21 protein-coding genes are annotated in these 20,074 nt (G+C 69.6%); 15 read left to right on the top strand and 6 right to left on the bottom strand.

The genetic code is table 11. The annotated features are described in order from the left end of the window. Positions 1 to 122 precede the first annotated feature (122 nt). Positions 123 to 800, bottom strand: coding sequence for an HAD-IA family hydrolase (locus tag JHE00_RS17015; RefSeq protein ID WP_200319022.1), 678 nt, complete (start codon positions 798 to 800; stop codon positions 123 to 125). A 122-nt stretch (positions 801 to 922) separates the two neighbouring features. Between JHE00_RS17015 and JHE00_RS17010 the strand changes: the two genes are divergently transcribed. After that, on the top strand, positions 923 to 1,765 hold the full coding sequence (locus JHE00_RS17010; protein ID WP_200319021.1) for an alpha/beta fold hydrolase: 843 nt from the start codon (positions 923 to 925) through the stop codon (positions 1,763 to 1,765). Positions 1,766 to 1,772: 7 nt separating this feature from the next. Here JHE00_RS17010 and JHE00_RS35120 read toward each other — a convergent pair whose 3' ends face one another. Then, positions 1,773 to 2,246, bottom strand: a complete 474-nt coding sequence (locus JHE00_RS35120) for an IclR family transcriptional regulator domain-containing protein (RefSeq protein ID WP_230424220.1) — start codon at positions 2,244 to 2,246, stop codon at positions 1,773 to 1,775. Between the two features lie 324 nt (positions 2,247 to 2,570). Between JHE00_RS35120 and JHE00_RS16995 the strand changes: the two genes are divergently transcribed. Further along, complete coding sequence (locus JHE00_RS16995; RefSeq protein ID WP_200319018.1) at positions 2,571 to 2,825, top strand: hypothetical protein; 255 nt, start codon at positions 2,571 to 2,573, stop codon at positions 2,823 to 2,825. Positions 2,826 to 3,017: 192 nt separating this feature from the next. Beyond that, positions 3,018 to 3,569, top strand: a complete 552-nt coding sequence (locus tag JHE00_RS16990) for a DUF4232 domain-containing protein (protein WP_200319017.1) — start codon at positions 3,018 to 3,020, stop codon at positions 3,567 to 3,569. Between the two features lie 70 nt (positions 3,570 to 3,639). On the opposite strand, the gene JHE00_RS16985 is transcribed toward JHE00_RS16990, so the two are convergent. Further along, complete coding sequence (locus JHE00_RS16985) at positions 3,640 to 4,710, bottom strand: TetR/AcrR family transcriptional regulator (protein WP_200319016.1); 1,071 nt, start codon at positions 4,708 to 4,710, stop codon at positions 3,640 to 3,642. 195 nt (positions 4,711 to 4,905) lie between these two features. Here JHE00_RS16985 and JHE00_RS16980 point away from each other — a divergent pair, with 195 nt between their 5' ends. Continuing rightward, entirely contained in the window at positions 4,906 to 5,817 is a 912-nt protein-coding gene (locus JHE00_RS16980) for a polysaccharide lyase (RefSeq protein ID WP_372440466.1), read from the top strand. An 11-nt stretch (positions 5,818 to 5,828) separates the two neighbouring features. Here JHE00_RS16980 and JHE00_RS16975 read toward each other — a convergent pair whose 3' ends face one another. Then, positions 5,829 to 6,212, bottom strand: coding sequence for a hypothetical protein (locus JHE00_RS16975; RefSeq protein ID WP_200319014.1), 384 nt, complete (start codon positions 6,210 to 6,212; stop codon positions 5,829 to 5,831). Positions 6,213 to 6,399: 187 nt separating this feature from the next. Between JHE00_RS16975 and JHE00_RS16970 the strand changes: the two genes are divergently transcribed. From JHE00_RS16970 to JHE00_RS16955, 4 genes are all read left to right on the top strand, one after another. Next, complete coding sequence (locus tag JHE00_RS16970) at positions 6,400 to 7,056, top strand: response regulator transcription factor (protein ID WP_200319013.1); 657 nt, start codon at positions 6,400 to 6,402, stop codon at positions 7,054 to 7,056. Continuing rightward, positions 7,053 to 8,195 (top strand): sensor histidine kinase, encoded by a 1,143-nt coding sequence (locus JHE00_RS16965; protein ID WP_200319012.1) that lies wholly within the window; start codon positions 7,053 to 7,055, stop codon positions 8,193 to 8,195. Before JHE00_RS16970 ends, JHE00_RS16965 begins: the two co-directional genes overlap by 4 nt. A gap of 87 nt (positions 8,196 to 8,282) precedes the next feature. Continuing rightward, positions 8,283 to 9,104 (top strand): serine hydrolase domain-containing protein, encoded by an 822-nt coding sequence (locus tag JHE00_RS16960; protein WP_307831969.1) that lies wholly within the window; start codon positions 8,283 to 8,285, stop codon positions 9,102 to 9,104. 194 nt (positions 9,105 to 9,298) lie between these two features. Continuing rightward, the gene (locus JHE00_RS16955; RefSeq protein WP_200319011.1) at positions 9,299 to 10,120 is read left to right on the top strand and encodes an alpha/beta hydrolase fold domain-containing protein; all 822 of its coding nucleotides are present in this window, start codon (positions 9,299 to 9,301) and stop codon (positions 10,118 to 10,120) included. A gap of 205 nt (positions 10,121 to 10,325) precedes the next feature. Here JHE00_RS16955 and JHE00_RS16950 read toward each other — a convergent pair whose 3' ends face one another. Further along, entirely contained in the window at positions 10,326 to 10,790 is a 465-nt protein-coding gene (locus JHE00_RS16950) for a MarR family winged helix-turn-helix transcriptional regulator (RefSeq protein ID WP_200319010.1), read from the bottom strand. Between the two features lie 135 nt (positions 10,791 to 10,925). On the opposite strand from JHE00_RS16950, the gene JHE00_RS16945 reads away from it, so the two are divergent. The 4 genes from JHE00_RS16945 to JHE00_RS16930 all read left to right on the top strand — a co-directional run bounded on the left by JHE00_RS16945 (position 10,926) and on the right by JHE00_RS16930 (position 14,703). Continuing rightward, complete coding sequence (locus JHE00_RS16945) at positions 10,926 to 11,897, top strand: pirin family protein (protein ID WP_200319009.1); 972 nt, start codon at positions 10,926 to 10,928, stop codon at positions 11,895 to 11,897. A 166-nt stretch (positions 11,898 to 12,063) separates the two neighbouring features. After that, entirely contained in the window at positions 12,064 to 12,783 is a 720-nt protein-coding gene (locus tag JHE00_RS16940; protein WP_200319008.1) for a flavodoxin family protein, read from the top strand. A gap of 40 nt (positions 12,784 to 12,823) precedes the next feature. Then, positions 12,824 to 13,780 (top strand): DUF5996 family protein, encoded by a 957-nt coding sequence (locus JHE00_RS16935; RefSeq protein WP_200319007.1) that lies wholly within the window; start codon positions 12,824 to 12,826, stop codon positions 13,778 to 13,780. A 47-nt stretch (positions 13,781 to 13,827) separates the two neighbouring features. Beyond that, complete coding sequence (locus JHE00_RS16930) at positions 13,828 to 14,703, top strand: alpha/beta fold hydrolase (protein ID WP_268958291.1); 876 nt, start codon at positions 13,828 to 13,830, stop codon at positions 14,701 to 14,703. A gap of 243 nt (positions 14,704 to 14,946) precedes the next feature. On the opposite strand, the gene JHE00_RS16925 is transcribed toward JHE00_RS16930, so the two are convergent. Beyond that, the gene (locus JHE00_RS16925) at positions 14,947 to 16,032 is read right to left on the bottom strand and encodes an Lrp/AsnC family transcriptional regulator (RefSeq protein WP_200319005.1); all 1,086 of its coding nucleotides are present in this window, start codon (positions 16,030 to 16,032) and stop codon (positions 14,947 to 14,949) included. A 121-nt stretch (positions 16,033 to 16,153) separates the two neighbouring features. On the opposite strand from JHE00_RS16925, the gene JHE00_RS16920 reads away from it, so the two are divergent. Genes JHE00_RS16920 through cuyB form a run of 3 tightly spaced genes read left to right on the top strand, consistent with a single transcriptional unit; the run spans position 16,154 to position 20,032 of the window. Next, a complete protein-coding gene (locus tag JHE00_RS16920; protein WP_230424214.1) occupies positions 16,154 to 17,749 on the top strand; it encodes an AbgT family transporter in 1,596 nt (531 codons plus the stop codon). After that, a complete protein-coding gene (locus JHE00_RS16915; protein ID WP_230424213.1) occupies positions 17,739 to 19,226 on the top strand; it encodes an amidohydrolase family protein in 1,488 nt (495 codons plus the stop codon). The genes JHE00_RS16920 and JHE00_RS16915 overlap by 11 nt, the downstream gene beginning before the upstream one ends. Then, entirely contained in the window at positions 19,226 to 20,032 is an 807-nt protein-coding gene (cuyB, locus tag JHE00_RS16910; protein ID WP_200319003.1) for a cysteate racemase, read from the top strand. Before JHE00_RS16915 ends, cuyB begins: the two co-directional genes overlap by 1 nt. Positions 20,033 to 20,074: the final 42 nt, after the last annotated feature.

Here is a 20,074-nt window from a genome sequence, read left to right as displayed (position 1 = left end):
CTTCGGCCGCGAATTGTGCGGCACAACCGGGGTCTTGCGGCAAGTCCCCCTGTGCGCTATAAGTTGAGAGTGGCAGGGAGAGTTGTTCTCCTTGCCTTTTGTTTTGTCCGTTGTGGACCCACTCATCCGGTTCCGTCGCGCACCACGTGCTCGAGCAGTTCGGGTACGGCGTCGATCGACACGGCGGGCACCGGTCCGGCGGGATCGAGCCGGTGGCCCGGCCGGACGAGCCGCACCGTGTGGATTCCGGCCTCCAGCGCTCCGCGCACGTCGCGGGCCGACGTGGCGACATGGACGAGGTCGTCGCCCGCGAAGTCCCGGGCGCGCAGGTAGATGTCCGGATCGGGTTTGTAGGCGCCGAGCCGCTGCGAGCTGAGCACCAGACCGGCGTCCACGAGCGAGTGGGCGCGCGTGGTGACGGCGAGCTCGTCGTCGACGTTCGACAGGATCCCGATCCGGACGTGCGCGGCCACGGCGGGCAGGCCCTCGGCGACGTCCGGCCACAGCGGCCAGTCGCCGACACTGGCCTGGACGCGGTCGATGTCGGTGTCCGCGTCGGCATCGAGGTCCAGCGCCGTGTACGTGGCGGCGAGAGCGTCTCGCGAGATGTCCCGGAAGCTCACCCAGCCCGCGCTGGTGTCGACCCGTTGCTGGGCCCGTTTGTTGCGCCGGTCCCATTCGTCGTAGAGCTGCTCGCCGCCGCAGGGCCAGCCACGTTCGCCGGCGATCCCGGCGAAGGCGGCCGCGCCGCCGCGGCGGGAGTCGGTCAGCGCGCTGAAGAGGTCGAACGTAACGATCACGGATGGCTCCGATCCCGGTCGGCCACGGCTGTCGCTCTTGGTCGTACCACTTCACGCCGTGCGCCGCGACGTTTTCGGCCCCCTGACCGGTGTAGCGCGTAGCGTGTGGCCCGGAGGTGGAGATGAATTCCTTCCGTACGCCCGGCGGGGTCACACTGGGGATCGAGCACTTCGGCGACGCGACGGCACCACTCGTGCTGCTCGCGGGCGGCACGACGATGCTGTCCTGGCCCGACTCGCTCTGCGAGGCGCTCGCCAGGGGCGGAGCGCACGTCGTCCGATACGACCTGCGCGACTCCGGCACCTCGACGACCGCCGACCCCGAAGCCCCGGACTACACGCTGCGCGACCTCGCCGCGGACGCCGCCGCACTCGCCCGCGGACTCGACGACCGGCCCGCGCACCTGGCGGGCATCGGCGTCGGCGGGATGGTGGCCCAGGTCGCCGCGCTCGACCACCCGGACGCGTTCTCGGCACTGACCGTCGTCGCCACCCGGCCCGTCGCGCCTGGCCCTGTCGACGACGATCTGCCCGACCACGACGGCGCGGCGATGGAGCGGCTCTTCGCGGTGCCGATGCCCGACTGGTCCGATCGCGCCGCCGTCGCGGAGTTCGCCGCCGCGAGCGCGGAGGTGCTCGGCACCGACCCGGCCGACGCCCGCGAGAACGCCGGGCGCGTGTTCGACCGCACACCGAGCGCGGAGCCCTCGGTCCACCTGGCCAACCAGCTGGGCATGGTGTTCTCGAAGCTCGACTGCACGCCGCGCTGGCGCGAACGGCTGCCGGAGCTGGCACTGCCGACACTCGTGGTGCACGGTCGGCGCGACCTGTTCTTCCCGGTGGGCAACGGCGAAGCACTCGCCCGCGAGATCGCCGGAGCGCGACTGCTCGTGCTCGACGACGCGGCGAACGCGATTCCCGACGCGGCCGCCGACGAGGTCGCCGCGGCGATGCTCGCGCTGTAGCGCCCGGTCACCCGCGCGGCGCAGCGCCAGGTGGCCGGGGCTGGGCGAGTGTGGACTCGAGTGCGGTGGCGGTGGCGCGCAACCGGTGTGCCGCCTGGTCGATGCGCGCGATCAGCCGCGACGTCGGGCCGGAGATGTTGATGACCGCGAGCAGGTCACCGGCGTGGTTGCGGATGAGCACGCCGACCGAGGTGAGCCCGATCTCCACCTCTTCGCTCGCGACGGCGTAGCCGCGTTGCCGCTCGGTGTGCAACCGGTCGAGCAGTTCGTCGAGGGACCGGGGAGCGGCGAGTCCGTGGGTGGGCGCGAGCAGTTCGTCGGCGGTGAGCGCCTCGACCAGGTCGTCGTCGGAGTCGAACAGCAGCGGACGACCGGACGCGGTGCAGTGCATCGGGGAACTGCGCCCCACCCAGCCGCCCGCGCGCAGGGACTGGGCCGGCTCCTCCCGCAGCACGGTCAGCGACCGGTTTCCCTGCTGCAACCGACAACAGCGCGACCTCGCCGGTCCTGGCGACGATCCTCCGCAGCATCGGGCGGGCCGCGCGGAGCAACGCCGCGTCCCCGGCACCGGCGACGAGCACCAGCAGTGACCAGCCGAGCCGGTAGCGCCTGCTGTCCGCGTCCTGTTCGACCAGCCCACCACGCTCCAGCGCGTGCAGCATGCGCGACACCTGACTACGTTCCCGGCCGACGGCACGGGCGAGGGTCGCTGACTCCGTGCTCGCTGCCCGCACCGCCCTCTCCGAAAGCGAGCAGCAGCGCGGCGACCCGCTTCGACCCGGCTGTGCGGGAGGTGTTCGACATCGTGACCGTGCACGTCGACACCGACGGCCCGGACACCACCTACCGACCGTGGGCGCGCATCGACCTCCCGGACGGGCCGCGAACGTCGTGGGGCGTGGTTCCCGACGACGAGGCGATCTCCGGGAAATGGGCCGACCACGTGGGACCCGGCATCGCCAAGCCCGCCCTCTCCGACATCTCCGACGTCCACTCCCTGATCGTCGAACTGCGCGAGTCGATCTCACCACTAAACACCGTTTCTGACCGGCGAAAATAGACCTGGACGCAGCGGGAACGAACAGGTTTATTTCGGGTGGCCCACGTCACCATTGGTCAACTCGTGCAGCTCAGCGGGCGTCCACCGAACGTGGATCAACACACAAAGCCACAGAGCGGCGATTGATGAAAATGCGGGCGAACACCTCGCCCGCGACGGGGAAATCGCCGGAACAACAGGGAGGGAATTGTCATGACTCGGACCATTGTCAAGCGAGTGACCGCCGGTGTGGCCGCCGCGGCAGGTGCTCTCGTCCTGGGAATCACCACCGCGTCCGCCACCACCGGTGCCCCGGTTGAGACCGGGCAGGCCGGTGAGGTTCCGCCCTGCGCCTCGGGCCAGCTCAAGCTGTCCGCGAGCGAGCCGCAGCAGGCCGGGGCCTCGGGACAGCACACCATGACGCTGAGCCTCAAGAACATCTCCGAGAGCACGTGCGGCGTCGACGGACTGCCCACTGTGGAGCTCGTCGGGCCCGAGCACGACGTCTACGGCGACACGTTCCAGCTGCCGCAGGGCACGCCGGACGGTGGCTTCGCCGCCCTCGTCCCCGGCGAGGCCAGTGAGATCGCCGAGGTGACCGTGCTGAGCCCGGCGCAGGGCAGCGAGACCTGGACGCCCGACACCATCGAGGTCACGCCTCCCGGTGAGTCCAGCCCGCTGATCCAGGACTGGCCGGACGACCTGCCGGTGCTGCGCCAGGACGGCGCGACGCACCCGGGTTCGTTCGTGCGGGGTATCGCCTGAGCCTGACACGTCGAAGGGGCGAGCCGCAGCGGCTCGCCCCTTCGCTGTGTCCACACGGGATTGAGCGCGCTCAGTCCACGCGGACGGCCTGCCCCGTCGCGACGGCGTGAGCGGCACCGTGGCCCTCGGCGCGGGCGACGACCGCGCCGGCGTGGATCCGCACCGCCACTTCGGTGGTATCGGTGGCGTCACTCACCCCCACCGCCGCGGCGACCTGCGCCGCGTCGTCGATGACCAGCCGCAGCCGTTCCCACGTCCGAAGTGGGAACACGGACCCCAGGCACGAGAGCGCGTCCCTGACGCGCAGGCGAACGAGCTGCCCGAGCTCAGCCGGGTCGCTGGTCACGACCACGACCGTGACCGGTTCGCCGGAGCGCACGGCCTCCTCGACGGCGCCGAGCCGCTGGGCCCCGAGCACGACGACCACCCCGTCCGCCGTGAGGTCGGCCGGGGTGCCGCTGATCTGGTCGAGCAGCTGCGCCGGTGGCGCCCAGTCCTGGTGGACGGGCGTTGCCGGCGTGACGTAGGCCAGGTGGGGCGGCGCCCAGTTGTCCGCGAGGTCCAGACCAGCCAGGTGTGCACACGCCCTGCTCCGGTCGAAGGGATCACCGAATCCCGGCGTCAGCTCGGCGAGCAGGCTCGATCCGCCCAGCATGGTCAGTGCCAGCTCGGCCAGGCGCACGCGGCGCGCGCCATCGTCGGCACAGGACTCCAGCCCGAGCGCGAGCAACAGCGCTTCCAGTCGGGCCAGTTGGGCGAGCACGGCCCGGCCCGCGTCGTCCTCGACGATGCCGGCCAGTGACCGCAACTGCAGGCGACCACCCGCGTCGACGTCGTGCGCCAGCGGGAGCCGCTCCAGCCAGACCCTGGCGAACGCGCCGAGCGCCTCGGCCACCGTCCCCGGCCGTTCGACGGCCACGTCCCCGGCTGCCCGGTCGACCAGGTCGACGAGAACCGCCAGGTAGAGAGCACGTTTGCCGGAGAAGTTCGAGTACACCGCGCCCCGGGTGAGCTCGGCCCGTTCGGCGATCCGGTCCACCTTCGCCGCGCCGTAGCCGTGCTCGATGAACTCCTGCCGCGCGGCCGCCACCACGGCGTCGCGCGTCCGCGCCTGCTGCTGGGCTCGCGTCAGCCGAACCATCCCGCTCCTCCCGTCGCCGACGCGACGAGGATATCGCCGATCCGAATGTCGGCATCATCTGTGAACCCCGGGCTCCCGGTGATCCGGACAGACCGGGCTGGCGGTTCGGGCAGTCGCACCGTGACGCCGGCCCGCGCCGGGCCGTGATCGACTATCGTCGGCCGCCCCCAAACGAGGAGCAGACCCGTGCCTGCGATGACCACGACCGCGCGACTCACCACCGCGGCGGCCGCTGCCCTGGTGCTGTCCACTGTGGCCACCCCTGGCGCGGCCGCGGACCGGTCACCCACGGAGAACGGCTTCGAGCGACCCGCGGCGGGCGAGCCGTACCCGCTCGAACAGTGGGCCGAGGACGGCTGGAGCGCGCCGTGGTCGCTCGGCATGCGGGAGCGGACCGTCATCGACGACTCCACCCCGGCGCACAGCGGCGGCAAGTCACTGCGGGTGCTCTACCCCGGAGGCAAGGTGGGGCCCCAGGAATCGGGCGCGCAGGCACCGTTCGAACTGGACGGTGCGCGCGAGTACTACCTGTCCATGTGGATCAGGTTCGACGAGGACTTCAGCTGGGGAACCACCTCATACGCCGGGAAGGTCGGCGTCGGGCTCGCCGGCGGAGAATTCTGTTCGGGAGGCGACACCTGTGACGGCACCAACGGATTCAGCTCCCGCTTCATCTGGCAGCGCGAAGACGGCGAAGCGGCGCTGTACTACTACCACATGGACAAGCCCGGCAAGTACGGCGATTACGCCGAGCTGAAGCGCGACGGCTCCGTCATCCACTGGCCACGCGGCGAGTGGGTCAACGTCGTACAGCGGGTGCGGGTCAACACCGTCACCGACGGCGAGGCCAACCGTGACGGCGAGATCGAGGTGTTCTACAACGGCGAGTCCGCGGCCACGGTGAGCGGCCTGCGCTTCGTCACCAACGACGACCTGGTAGACGCGGCCTACCTGGACAGCTTCGCGGGCGGGGCGACCCCCGACTTCGCCCCGCGGCACGACAGCTACATCAACTACGACGACCTCAGGGTCTCCACCGACCGGGCGGACATCCCCGAACTCGACGGCAGGCGGGTGGCAGCGCCGAGCGCGCCGCCACCCGCCTGAGCCGAGTCCGATCAGGCCTGGTCGGAGACCGGGGGAACGCCCGGCTCGCCCGACGGGATGCCCGGAGGAACGCCCGGCTCGCCCGAGGGGACGCCCGGGGGAACGCCCGGCACGCCCGAGGGGACGCAGTCGTCCCCGCCGTCGACCGCGTTGGCCGGGGCGGGCTCGACGTCGCCGGGCAGGCCGGGCAGACCCGGCAGGTTCGGCAGCGAGGGCACGGTCGGCAGACCGGGAACGCTGGGCAGCGCGGGCATGGGCGGCGTAATGGGGCCCGAGCACGGGTCCTGGCCGGGCTGCCCGCCCGAGGTGTCGGCGAACGCGGCCGACGAGGCGGTGAGGATGCCCGCGGCGGCGATGCCTGCCACGACCAGCGACCTGGCGAGTCCATTCTTCATCTCAGGATCTCCACTCCGTGTTGGTGTTCCCGACGATCTGTGGGAACAACCAACACGGTGCCGGATCACCCCAATGACGAGCGCTAAGCGACGACTTACGTTTTCCTTATGCCTATTCGGGTCAACTCCATTGCCTTTCCCACCTGTGCACTTGTCGCATCCGAGACAACCGTGATACTGACGATTTATGCGCGTATTGGTGGTGGAGGACCAGAAAATGATGGCCGACGCCGTGGTCGAGGGCCTGCGCGACACCGGCCTCGCCGTGGATGTCGCCTACGACGGCGCCGCCGCGCTCGACCGCTGCCGGGTGAACCGCTACGACGTGCTTGTACTCGACCGCGGCCTGCCGGTCGTGCACGGTGACGAGGTGTGCCGGACGGTCGTCGACGAGCACCCGCACACCCGAATACTGCTGCTCACGGCGGCGTCGGACGTCGCGGAGCGGATCTTCGGGCTGGAGCTGGGGGCCGACGACTACCTGCCGAAGCCGTTCGTCTTCGCCGAGCTGGCCACCAGGGTGCGGGCGCTCGGGCGGCGCAGCAGGTCGGCCGTGCCACCGGTGCTGCGCCGCGCGGACGTGGTGCTCGACCCCGCGCGGCATCGCGTACTGCGCGACACCTTCCCGGTTTCGCTGACCAAGAAGGAATTCGCGGTACTGGAGGAATTGCTGCGCGCGGACGGCGGCGTCGTTTCCACGGAAGACCTGCTGGAGTCGGCGTGGGACGAGAACATTAATCCGTTCACCAATGTCGTGCGCGTGACCATGACCTCGCTGCGCAGAAAACTGGGAAAGCCCGCACTCATCGAGACCGTCTCCGGTGTGGGATACCGGATCCCGTGAAGCGCTGGTCGCTGCGGACGCGGTTGACGGTCGCCTACGTGGCGCTGACCGCCGTCACGGGTTCGATCATGCTCGGGCTGATCGTGCTGTTGTCGGACGGCGTGCTCCCGGCCAGCGTGGCGGGTTCGAGGCCGAGCGTGTCCGGCGATTCCGGCGTGTCCGGCGAGATCGGCCCACCACCGCAGGCGGAGCTCCAGCCGGTGAACGATCTGGGCACCATCACCTACTCCGCGGTGCTCATCAGCGGCCTCATCGCGCTGGTCGTCGTGATGGCCGTGGCCGCGGTGCTCGGCTGGGGCACCGCCCGTCGTGCGCTGCGGCCGGTCCGGACCATCACCGCCACCGCACAACGGGTGGCCGACCAGGAGCTGCACATGCGCAACTCGCTGGACGGCCCTGCCGACGAGATCAAGGAGCTGGCCGACGCGTTCGACCACATGCTGATGCGGCTGGAGCGCTCGTTCACGAGCCAGCGACGGTTTCTCGCCAACGCCGCACACGAGCTGAAGTCGCCGGTGGCGACCCAGCGGGCGGTGATCGAGGTGACGATGGCTCGGCCGGGCGCCCCCGCCGAGCTGGTCGAGCTGGGGAACAAGCTCCTCGCCGGGCTCGACCACCAGCAGCGCGTGCTCGACGGGCTGCTCACGCTGGCGCAGAACCCGGACACGATCCACCGCACGGAGCGTGTGGACCTGGCGATGCTGGTGGACGACACCGTGCGCGACCTCCTCGCTCGCGCCACGGAACGGGTCGAGCCCGCCCTCGACCTCGCCACGGCCAAGGTGCTCGGCGAGCCCGTTCTGCTCACCCAGCTGGTGCACAACCTGGTGGACAACGCGTTCGTGCACAACGAGCCCGGTGGCTGGGTCCGCATCCGCACCACGAGCGACGGCACGAACTGCGCGCTGGAGCTCACCAACGGCGGCCCCCCGGTGGACGACACCCTGGCGGAGCAGCTCTTCGAGCCGTTCCGCAGGCTGTGCTTCGACCGGGCCGAACCGCCACCGGGAAGCGGGCTCGGGCTCTCGGTCGTGCGCGCGATCGCCGAGGCCCACGGTGGCGGCGCCACCGCCTGGCCGCGTCCCGAGGGTGGGCTCGCCGTCCAGGTCGTGCTGCCCTCGGCCGCCTCCGCACACTGAGCCGGTCTCACCGCACGCGGCAGGTCACGTGGGTCGCCGGGCGCGACTCCACCTGCTCGAGGTTCAGCGGCCGGAGCTGGCGTCGCTGTGCGGCTCAGCGGTCTCCGGGAGTCGCCGGGGCGCACGGATCAGGGCGCCGAGCGCGGCAATGACCAGCACGATCGAGACCGCGATGACGACGGCAACGTCATCACCGCGCGGCAGCTGCTGCAGCACACCAGCGGACTGATCCGGTTCTCCGGCGACGCGAAGCCGGGCCCGGTCGGCACCTACGCGCTGGCCGACCTGGTCCACGCGGCGATGGACGAGCCGCCCGTGGCCGCGCCCGGTGAGCAGAGCATCTACTCCAACACCGGCTACCAGGTGCTCGGCATACTCATCGAGAAGATCACCGGCCAGTACGCGGGCGACGCGATCACGGAGCGGATCATCGAACCACTCGGTCTTGAGGACACGTCGTTCCCGGCACCGGGCGAGCGGGCGCTGGCGGAGCCGTTCGTGCACGGCTACACGGGCGGCCGGATCCCGCCGTTCTTCCTGTGGGTCGACAACACCACCGTGCTCGAGCGGTCGCTCTACTCCACGGCGGGGGCGATGGAGTCCACATTGGAGGACTCGGTGACGTTCTTCCGCGCGCTGCTCGACGGCGAGGTCATGTCGGATGCCGCGCTGGCGGAGATGCGCAGGACCGTGCCCGTGGCGCTCGGCGGCACGGGGCTCGGGATCGACGAGGTCCCCTTGCCGTGCGGGGGCACGTACTGGGCGAAGAACGGCGGCCTGGAAACGGGCCACGTCTCGACGACCGGCGTCACCGATGACGACCGGTTCGCGTCGGTCGTCACGAACACCGTCGGCACGGAAGTGGCCCGGCAGTCCTTCGACGTCCACGACTCGGCACTCTGCGAGTAGCGACCTCGAAAGTGTGGCGCGTCGCAGGTGGGCGGGGTCGACGAACGCGGCGTCGACCCATTCAAACCATCCACTGTGGACACCTGGTTCGTCACTCCTCCAGGGCACCACATGGTCATCAGCAGGTGCGCCCGGTCGCGACGCCGTAGCCTCGGCTCTGCCCGCGTACCGCCGCCCCGAGGAGAGTGTGGATCATGAGTGTCGACGCCGAGGTCATCGAACTGCAGCCGGGCGAGGAGCTCCCGCCGCAGCTGCGTGCCCCCGAGCCCGGGGCGAAGGTGGCGCTCTACCTGCACGGCGGGGCGTTCCTGTTCGACGAGGCTCCCGACCTCTACGGGGACCGGATCGCGGCGGCACTGGAGCGGCCGGTCGTGCTGCCGCACTTCCGGATCGGCCCCGAGAACCCGTTCCCGGCCGCGAGCGACGACACGATCGCGGCGTACCGGCAACTGCTCGACGCGGGCTGGGCACCGGAGAACGTGGTGGTCTACGGGCACTCCGCGGGCGCGACGATGGCCCTGACGGTGATCACCCGCGCCGCCGAGCACGGACTGCCCATGCCCTCCGGCGTCGTCGCGCTGTCGGGCTTCCTTGATTTCACCCTCACCCAGCGATCGCTGGCGGACAACGACGGACTCGACCGGATCACGCCCGGCCAGGCGCATCAGATCGGCCCCATGTACCTCGGTGCCGCGAACCCGGAAGACCCGGCGGTGTCCCCCGCGCTCGCGCCACCGAGCACCTGGACCGACGCGCCGCCACTGTTCCTGTTCTGCGGCGGCCACGAGATCCTCCGCGACGACACCCTGGCCGTCGCCCACGCCGCCGCCCGCGCGGGCTGCGAGGTCGAGCTCCGCGTGGTGGCCGGACAGCAACATGGGTCAGCCCAGCGCGCACACCCGCTCACCGACCTGCTCCTGATCGAGATCGCCGCCTTCGTGCGACGGTGCGACGACCCGATGCCCGGCGAGCAGAAGTGGACCGGAGGCTCGCTCGAGGACCAGCTCCCGGGCTAGATCATTCGGCGTGCGCGGGCGCGGCCGAGCACGGTGACGGGAGAACGTCGCCGCGCTCGTGAGCAGCTACGTCGTCGGCGCGAACCAGAGCTGAGCAGGCCCCACACCGTGGGCAGCGCGAACGACGACGAGGTGCTCGCCGACCACACCCGCACGGGCGGCTCCCCCGAAAGCCGGCCGGACACGACCCGTCGAGGGGACGGCGTCATCCATCGTTGTCGGGGAGCCGGTCGAGGACCCGTTCGAGCGCGGGTCCGATGACATCGATCTCGGCATCGGTGAGCGCGCCGAAGAAGTACTGCCGGACGGCGGCGACGTGCGCGGGTGCGGCGGCGACGATGGCCGACCGGCCCGCCTCGGTGAGCCGGACCATCGACCCGCGCGCGTCCTCGCCGCACTCCTCACGGGCGACCAGGCCCCGCTTCTCCATCCGGATGATCTGGTGGGAGATCCGGCTGCGCTCCCAGGCGACCATCCGGCCGAGGTCACGCGCCCGCAGCAGCCCGTCCGGAGCCTCCGAGAGCGGCACCAACAGGGTGTACTCCGCGGCGGACAGCCCCGAGTTCTGGACCAGCTGACGCTCCGTCTCCGCGGTCACGCGCTGCAGCACACCGATCATCCCGCGCCACACGAGCGCTTCCCGCTCGTCGAGCCAGCGCGCCTCATCCATGCGCGGAGCCTAGCAGTGACGTTGACACGTCACTAAAAACCGGATATTTGTAGACACGTCAACCAAATGAGCCGGCGCCCGCACCTGAGCGCCGACTTCGGCCGGATCCGACGAAGCCGCCTGAGGAACCAGTACATGAGCAACACCGACACGGTCCCGGTCGAACTCACCTGCCCTGGCGGCGCACCCGGCACGGACGGGGTCGAGGTCCTGTCCGCACGGGAGGTACCGCTCGGCGGCCCTCGGGCGATGGCGGTCCGGCGTACGCTGCCGCAGCGCAAGCGATCGCTGATCGGCGCATGGTGCTTCGCCGACCACTTCGGACCCGCCACCGTCGATCGCAGCGGGGGCATGGACGTGCCCCCGCACCCGCACACCGGCCTGCAGACCGCGACCTGGCTCTTCGCCGGGGAGGTCGAGCACCGCGACAGCCTCGGCACCCACGCGATCCTGCGGCCCGGCGAGCTGAACCTGATGACCGGCGGGCACGGCATCTGCCATTCCGAGGTCTCCACCCCGGGCGTCACGACCCTGCACGGCGTGCAGCTGTGGATCGCCCTGCCCGACGCGCACCGCCACACGGCACGCGACTTCCACCACCACACACCGCCCTCGATCGACATCGGCGGCGCCACCGCGCGAGTGTTGCTGGGCGACCTCGCCGGCGAGACCTCCCCCGTGCCGACCTTCACCCCGCTGCTCGGGGCGGAGATCGTCCTCGATCCGCAGGCCAGCATCACGCTGGCCGTCGACCCCACCCACGAACACGGCGTCCTCGCCGACACCGGCACGGTCGTGCTCGCCGGCACCAGCCTGGCCCCGGCCGATCTCGGCTACCTCGCGCCCGGCGCATCGACCCTGACGCTGGAGAACCCCGGCGGGCAGCCGGCCCGGGTGCTGGTGCTCGGCGGCGCCCCGTTCGACGAGGACATCGTGATGTGGTGGAACTTCGTGGCCCGCGGCCACGACGAGATCGTGGCCTTCCGCGAGGCATGGCAACGCGAGTCCGACCAGTTCGGCCGCATCGACGGCTACACCGGCACGCCACAACGCCTGCCCGCACCCGCACTGCCCAACGCGCAGATCCTGCCCCGGAGCCGCAGGTGAAACACCCCATCGTGATACGAGCCGGCAAGCCCGGCCCTGGCTCGCCACCTACGAAGCACACTGAGTTCACCGACGTCACCGACCAGGTGGGCCGCGACGTGGCCGGCCGCACGCCCGTAACCGGAAGCACCCGTCAATGTCCGGCTTCGGACGGGAAAGGACCACCATGACCGCGATCGAGAAACCCGATTTCACCGGGCTGCGCGCGATGTACATCAACTGCACCCTCAACCGCTCCCCCGACCTCAGCCACACCCAGGGGGTGATCGACCGCAGTGTGGCGATCATGGAGGCGAACGGGGTCAGCGTCGACCAGATCCGCGCCGTCGATCACGACATCGCCACCGGTGTCCGCCCGGACATGACCGAGTACGGGTGGGACACCGACGAATGGCCCGCGCTGCTGGACCGGGTCCTGGCTGCCGACATCCTGGTCATCGCCGGACCGATCTGGCTCGGCGACAACAGCTCGGTGACCCGCCGGGTGATCGAGCGGCTCTACGGCTACTCCGGCGTGCTCAACGACCAAGGCCAGTACGCCTACTACGGGCGCGTCGGTGGCTGCCTGCTCACCGGCAACGAGGACGGTCTCAAGCACTGCGCGATGAGCATCCTCTTCAGCCTGCAGCACATCGGGTTCACCGTGCCGCCCCAGTCCGACGCGGGCTGGATCGGCGAGGTCGGCCCCGGGCCCTCCTACCTCGACGAAGGCTCCGGCGGCCCGGAGAACGACTTCACCAACCGCAACATCGCGTTCATGACCTACAACCTGCTCCATCTCGCGTCGATGATCCGACGCGCCGGCGGGTTCCCGGCCTACGGCAACCAGCGCACGGCCTGGGACGCGGGCCATCACCCCGACAACGCCAATCCCGAGTACCGCTGATCGCCACCTTTTTGTGGTGTCCCGAAGGATGTGAGGATCGATGACGAGTTCCGCGATGGTGAGTTGGCCGGGTTTGCGGGTTGCGGAGTGGGCCGCCACTCGTGAGACGTTGCATATGTGGACCCAGGTCGTGGGCAAGATCCGGATGGCGCATGCTCCGTTGCTCAATCATTGGTGGCAGGTGACGTTGTATGTCAGTGCGCGGGGGTTGACGACGTCGTCGATCCCGTACCGGGCGGGGGCTTTCGAGATCGAGTTCGACTTCGTCGGTCACCGGCTGGAGGTCCGTAGCAGCGATGGCGGTGTGCGGAGCATGCCGTTGCGGCCGATGCCGGTCGCGGAGTTCTACGCCAGGACGATGGCCATGCTCGATCAGTTGGGTATCGAGGCGCCGATCCGGCCGCTCCCGAACGAGGTCGATCCGGCGATCCCGTTCGCCGAGGACTACGACCATGCCTCGTACGACGGTGAGGCGGCCACCCTGTTCTGGCGGCAGCTGTTGCAGGCCAACCGGGTGATCGGGGAGTTCCGGTCGCATTTCATCGGCAAGGTCAGCCCGGTGCACTTCTTCTGGGGCGGAATGGATCTGGCCTGCACCCGCTTCTCCGGGCGCACGGCCCCGCCGCACCCTGGGGGTGTGCCCAACTGCGGGGACTGGGTGATGGTCGAGGGCTACTCCCGGGAGCTGTCCAGCTGCGGATTCTGGCCCGGCGGCGGCGAGGAGGGCGCCTTCTACTCCTACGCCTACCCCGAACCCGCCGGGTTCGCCGAGCAGCCCGTCGGCCCCGACGGCGCCTACTTCAGCACCGAGTACCAGCAGTTCCTGCTGCCCTACGAGGCCGCCCGCACCGCACCCGACCCCGACCGCGCCGTCGCCGAATTTCTCCACACCACCTACGAAGCCGCCGCGAACCGCGGAAACTGGAACCGCACCGAACTCGAAGACGACCCCACCCGGTGGCACCACACCGCCGCACATCACGGCAACGACGCCTGACCAGGCCGATACCGACGGAACCCACCCGCTGAGCCGGAAGGACGACCATGCCGCTGGCACGACTCCCAGAAGGTCGAGAACTCGAATACGAGTCGTTGGGCCCGAAGCAGGCCCCGGTCGTCCTGTTCCATCATGGGATGCCCGGTTCCGCTGTTCCCATGCGCACGGTGCTCGATCCCGTGCTCGAGCGAGGGTTCCGCGTGGTCACCTACTCGCGGTCGGGCTACGGCCGGTCCGCCCCCGTCCCGAGCCGAACCGTGGCCGAGTCGGCGGCGGACGGCGCTCACCTGATCGATCACCTGGATATCGATCGCTACTGCACGTTCGGTTGGTCCGGCGGGGGCCCTCATGCGCTGGCAACCGCCGCCGTCGACGCTCACCGCGTCTCCGGCGTTCTGATCAATGCCTCCTTCGCTCCCCCCACCGCACCGGGTCTCGACTTCCTCGCCGGCATGGGCGAGCAGAACAAGGTCCAGTTCGGAACCCTGAGGGAGGGCGAGCGGGCCGCACGCGCGGCCGTGAGCCAGATGGCGGCCGCGGTTCGCGGGAACCGGCCCGAGGACGTCACCGCGCACCTGTCGTCCCTCTTTCCCGAGGTCGACGTCTCCGTGATGGCGAGTGGCTTCGGCGCGGACAACGCCTCGAACATGGACCACGCCCTTGAGGCGGGCGACGAAGGTTGGTTCGCCGATCTGCGGGCGCTGGGCGGCGACTGGGGCTTCGACCTCGCCGATGTCGTCGCCCCCGTCGAGCTGTGGCACGGGGAGCTGGACCGCATGGTTCCCATCGCCCACGGCGAGTGGCTCTCCCGCAACCTGACCGACGTCAGAGCCCACCTGGAGCCTGACCACGGTCACATCTCGCTCACCGTTGAGAAGGTCGGATCGATGCTGGACGTCCTGACGCGCCGCCTCAACCAATGACCAGGGCAGAAGCGTCTCAGCCCTGTCGTCCGCCGAGGTGGTGGGCGAGGAACCGCTCCAGGGTGCGGTAGAGCTCGATGTTGCTGTCCGGGTTGATGAACCAGTGACCCTCGAAGCTCAAACCCCGACGTCGCGTCGGACTCAAGTCCTGCCGGCGTGAATCACACCATCAGGTCAGGGTCCGGAGGTCTGAACCAACCTTTGATGCTGCACCCGGCCGAGCTGGAAGCGAGGCATGGTCGCCTATTTCTCAATAGGACTCATCGTTCGGGTATCTGCGTCCTGCTTCCAGAAGTCCAGCGGAACACTGCCGTAGCAACGACCGTTCTCGTCAAGCAGGCGGCCGTAGAGCTTGACCGTCCGCAGGACGGCGTGCCTGTCACCGATTCGCACCTCCGGATGGCACATGCGCAGCTTCTCGACCACCGCGTGCAGTTCGCCGAGGTCGTGGAGCGCAACCGTCCACATGAGATTCTGTGGCCCGGTGACAGCCATGCAGGTTCGGGTCTGCGCCCAGCCGCCCAGGTCTGACCCGATCGAGTCCAGATACTCGTCCGGGACGTCGAGCCACAGAACCGCGGCGGCGTGCCATCCCCCGGCCATCCGCGCGATGTCACATCGGAACTCGATGTCGCCTCGTGCCCTCATCTGTTGCACCCGGCGTTGCACCGATCGAGCGGTGAGACCTGAATGCTCGGCCAGTTCTACGAACGAAGCGCGTCCGTTGCCGCTGAGCGCGACGAACAGTGTGCGGTCGACCTCGTCCATCGGTCTCGTGTCGGGAGCCGGTCTCGCGGACGATCCGCGCAGCGCGGCCACCTTGGTGTCCGGCAGCGCCCGCACCCGCCAGTGCCCTGTCGTATACGAGCGGCTGACGATCCGGTTCCGCACGCTGAGAATGCCCGGCATCGTCGGGATGTCGTACATCAGGCGATGTGCGAGCTCCGGCATGGTCGGAGCGACCACGACCGCCCAGATGTCACACGTGCCCGCGACGTGATGCACCGTGATGACGCACGCCAGTGTGGACAGCTGTTCGGCCACCTGCGGCGCGGCTCCCGCAACGCAGCTGATTTCGGACACCGACAGCTGCAGCGAGCGTGACTGGCGCGGTCCGAGCGCCACGGTGCACCATGCGAGCTGCTCACGCTCCAGCCGCTGCCACCGTCGTGCGGCCGTGACCGCATCGACTCCGATCGCCGCGGCGATGTCAGCCCAGCTCGCCCGAGGATCAGTCTGGAGAGCGTCAAGCAACTCCAAGTCGCCCTCAGACAGCTGCGCTGTAGCCGATTCCTTCATCAGAACTCGATCCGCGTCGATATGCTGCATTTGGCGATGCCTCAATGGCCTGAACCCTACCGTACGCGGTCATGACCTCAGCCCACATCACGACGCGGAGCGGCGTATCCGGTCCCGGCGTCATACGTCTGGTGTTCCAGGTCGTGAGCTCATGAGCTCCGACTCTGCTGCGCCCCCCGCCTCGCGGATCGACCGAATACTCGGCGTCGTGGAGAGAGTGGGCAACCGGGTCCCGAACCCTCTCGTGCTGTTCGCCGGCCTCTTCGTGATCATCCTGGGCCTCTCGGCGGTGCTGTCAGCGGTCGGCGTCTCGACGGTCGTTCCCGGTTCGCCCGACGCGGTCGAGGTGCGGTCGGCCCTCGCGCCGTCCGCGTTGGTCGAACTGGCGTCCACGGCGGTCGAGAACTTCGTGACGTTCCCGGCCCTCGGCCCGGTGCTCGTCGTACTTCTGGGGATCGGTGTCGCGCAGGGGTCTGGCGGTCTCGAGGCGCTCGTCCGGCTGCTGTTCTCGCGCGTACCGGCCAAGTTGGCGCCGTACGCGGTCGCATTGGTGGCCGCGCAAGGGCACGTCATGTCGGACGCGTCCATGATCGTCATTCCGCCACTGGCCGCGCTCATCTTCCGCGCGGTCGGACGCAATCCCCTGGCCGGGCTGATGGGCTCGTTCTCGGTGGTCGCGGCCGGCTACGGCGGCGGCGTGCTCGTCGGCACCCTCGACGTCAGTTTCAGCGGGATCACCCAGAGCGCGGCCGAGATGGTCGACATCGCGGCTCCCCCGAGCCACGTGCTCATGAACTGGTTTTTCGCAGCGGCAACCGGTCTCATCCTTCCGCTGGTCGGCGGCTTCATCATCGACCGTGTCCTGGAACCCCGCCTGCGGATGTACCTGCCGAGCGCTCCCGCGAACGACGACGCGGCCGACAACGACAGCGACGACGCCGCCGCCGCGACCGACACCCCCGACCACCGCATCACCCCGCACGAGCGCAAGGCCGTTCTGATCTCGGTGGGGACCACCGCGATCGCGTTCGCGATGCTCATCGCCAGCGCACTGATCCCGGGCAGCCCCTGGCAGGGCGAGGACGGCGGGCTGGTCCGCTCCCCGCTGATGTCCTCCCTGCCCGTGGTCATCTCCACCCTGTTCTTCGTGTTCGGCTTCACCTACGTGCGCGCCGTACGTCGGCGAGGCGAGCGCGGTGAGGGACAGGACAGCCTGACACTGATGCAGAAATCAGTGGCGGGAATGGCGAGCTTCATCGTCCTCATGTTCGTGGTCGCACAGACGCTCGCGGTGCTCGACTACTCGAACCTGGCCGTCGTTCTCGCCGTTCAACTCTCCAGCCTCATCGAAACACTGAACATCGGCGGCTTCGGCGCCCTGGTGATTCTGATCCTCATCTCGTGCGTGCTGAACGTCCTGATCACCTCGGGAGCCGGCCTCTGGTCGCTCGAGGCGACGGTGGTGGTGCCTGCCCTGATGTTGAGCGGGCTCTCCCCGGCGGTGATCCAGGCGGCGCACCGGATCGGTGACTCGGTCTCCACCCCACTGTCACCCATGACGATCTATCTGTGGCTAGTGCTCGCCATGGCCAAGCAGTGGGCTCCGGACATGCGGCTGGGCACCTTCGTCACGCGAATTCTGCCGTTCGCACCGGCCTTCCTCGTCGCATGGACCGGAATCCTTGCCGTCTTCTACTTCGCCGACCTTCCGGTCGGCCCGGGAATGAGTGTGCACCTTGCCCCCTGAGAACAGCGGGTCGCTGGTATTCGTCGGAGGGCGAGTCGTCGACCCCGCCTCCGGACTCGACGCCGTCACACCGGTCGAGATCGCCGACGGCCGTGTCCGCTCGATCGGCGCCGTCCCCGCCACTGAGGCGACCGTCCTCGACGTGACGGGCATGACCATCGCGCCCGGCTTCATCGACCTGCACAGCCACGGCCAGTCCGTGTCGTCGATGCAGATGCAGGCACTCGATGGCGTCACCACCGCGCTGGAACTCGAGGCAGGCGTCAGCCCTGTCGCGATGGCCTACCGCCTGGCCGCGAACGAGGGACGGCCGATCAACTACGGATTCTCCGCCTCGTGGGCCGGTGTCCGGATGCGCGTGCTGGGCGGGATCGACATCGGGGCGAGTGTGCAAGCCCTGCTTTCCGGCCTGGGCAGGCCGGCCTGGAAGCAGCCGGCGTCCGAGCGGGAACTCGCCACGGTCGTGGAACATCTCGAGATCGAGCTCGGTGCCGGTGCGTTGGGAATCGGGGTGCTGGCTGGGTACGCACCGGAGACCACGCGCGAGGAGTACATCGAGATCGCGCGGCTCGCCCGGCGTCACGACGTACCGACGTTCACCCACGCCCGGTACAAGAACCAGACCGGCGACAGCCGCACCGCCTACGACGGAATCGCGGAGATCGTCGAGGCCGCCCGCGGCACGGGTGCACACATGCACGTCTGCCACGTGAACTCGACATCGTTGCGCGCCATCGATGACGTCCACGCGGCCGTGGAGAAGGCGCTCGCGGAAGGCCATCGGGTCACCACCGAGGGCTACCCGTACGGAGCCGGGATGACCGCGGTGGCCGCCCCGTTCCTGCATCCCGACAACCTGCCGTTGCTGGGCATCGGCCCACAGAACATCGTGGTGGCGCGCACCGGGGAACGGATCGCCTCGGCCGAGCGCCTGCTCGAACTGCGCGGAACCACGCCCGGCGAGGCCGTCATCGCGCACTACCTCGACGAGGGCGAGGCCGATGACCGCGACGTCATGCGGCGGGCGCTGATCTTTCCCGACACGGCGGTGGCATCGGACGCCATCGGTTTCGTCACGGCCTCCGGTGCGGCCGCGACGGGCTGGCCGCTGCCCAGCGACGCCAGGTCCCACCCCCGCTCGGCCGGAACGTTCGCCCGCTTCTGGCGCACCATGGTGCGCGAGACGGGGGCGTTGTCCGACGCGGAGGCGATCCGGCGCCTGACGCAGGTACCCGCCGACATCCTGGCCTCCGTCTCGCCCGACATGCGCCGCAAGGGAACACTCAGCGTGGGGTCGGACGCCGACGTGGTCGTCTTCGACCCCACCGCGTTCACCGATCGCGCCACGTACGCGAGTCCCAACCAGGCTTCCTCCGGAATGCGTCACGTACTCGTCGGGGGTGAGTTCGTGGTCCGAGACAACGAGATGCTCCCGGAAGCACGACCGGGCAGGGCGGTTCGCGGAGCCATCCGCTGATGCGCCTGGTGCCCGACGCGGCCCGTGGTTCACACGAGAACACGGGCCAGACCAATCACTGTCCTCTTGGAGCGCCAATGCAATTCACCACTGAGCGGGGCGCTCACCTGATCGGTGTTCTCGGCGGAATGGGCCCTGCGGCCACCGCTGACTTCTACCGCAAGCTGATCAATGCGACACCGGCCACGCGTGACCAAGACCATCGCCGGGTCGTGATCTGGGCCGACCCGACCGTCCCCGACCGGAGCGAAGCTCTGCAGGGGCGCGGACCCGACCCCACCCCGTGGCTCGTTGCCGGCGCGCGCCGGCTCAGTGAGGCCGGCGCAACGCAGATCGCCATTCCGTGCAACACCGCGCATGCCTTTATCGACGGCATCGCCGAGAAGGTCGGCGTACCCATCGTGCACATGATCGATGCCGTGGCACAGCGGCTCTCCTCATCGGCGCGGCCGATCGGCCGGGTCGGCCTGCTGGCCACCACCGGCACCGTCCAGGGTGGCTTCTACCAGGCATGGCTCGCGCACCACGGGATCGAGACCGTGGTCACCACTGCGGCCGCACAGGAGTCGGTCATGCGGGCGATCCGGTCGATCAAGGGCGGACAGTGGACACCGGAGGACCTCGCCGGCCTGCACGCGGCCGCGAACGCGCTCGTGCAAGACGGCGCCGACGCCATCATCGCCGGATGCACCGAGATCCCGCTGGGCCTGAGTCCGGACGACGTGGCCGTGCCGCTGATCGATCCCGCGCAGGTGCTGGCCGAGACACTGGTGAGCCTGACGGCCGGTCCGGCACACCGAGCGTGACGGACCGGCCGGACACCCGGCTTCGGCTCCTGTGCAAAACGG

Origin of the sequence: Prauserella cavernicola (assembly GCF_016595675.1) — a bacterium.
In the GTDB taxonomy this organism is placed as follows: domain Bacteria; phylum Actinomycetota; class Actinomycetes; order Mycobacteriales; family Pseudonocardiaceae; genus Prauserella_A; species Prauserella_A cavernicola.
This window is presented reverse-complemented; position numbering and strand designations above follow the sequence as displayed.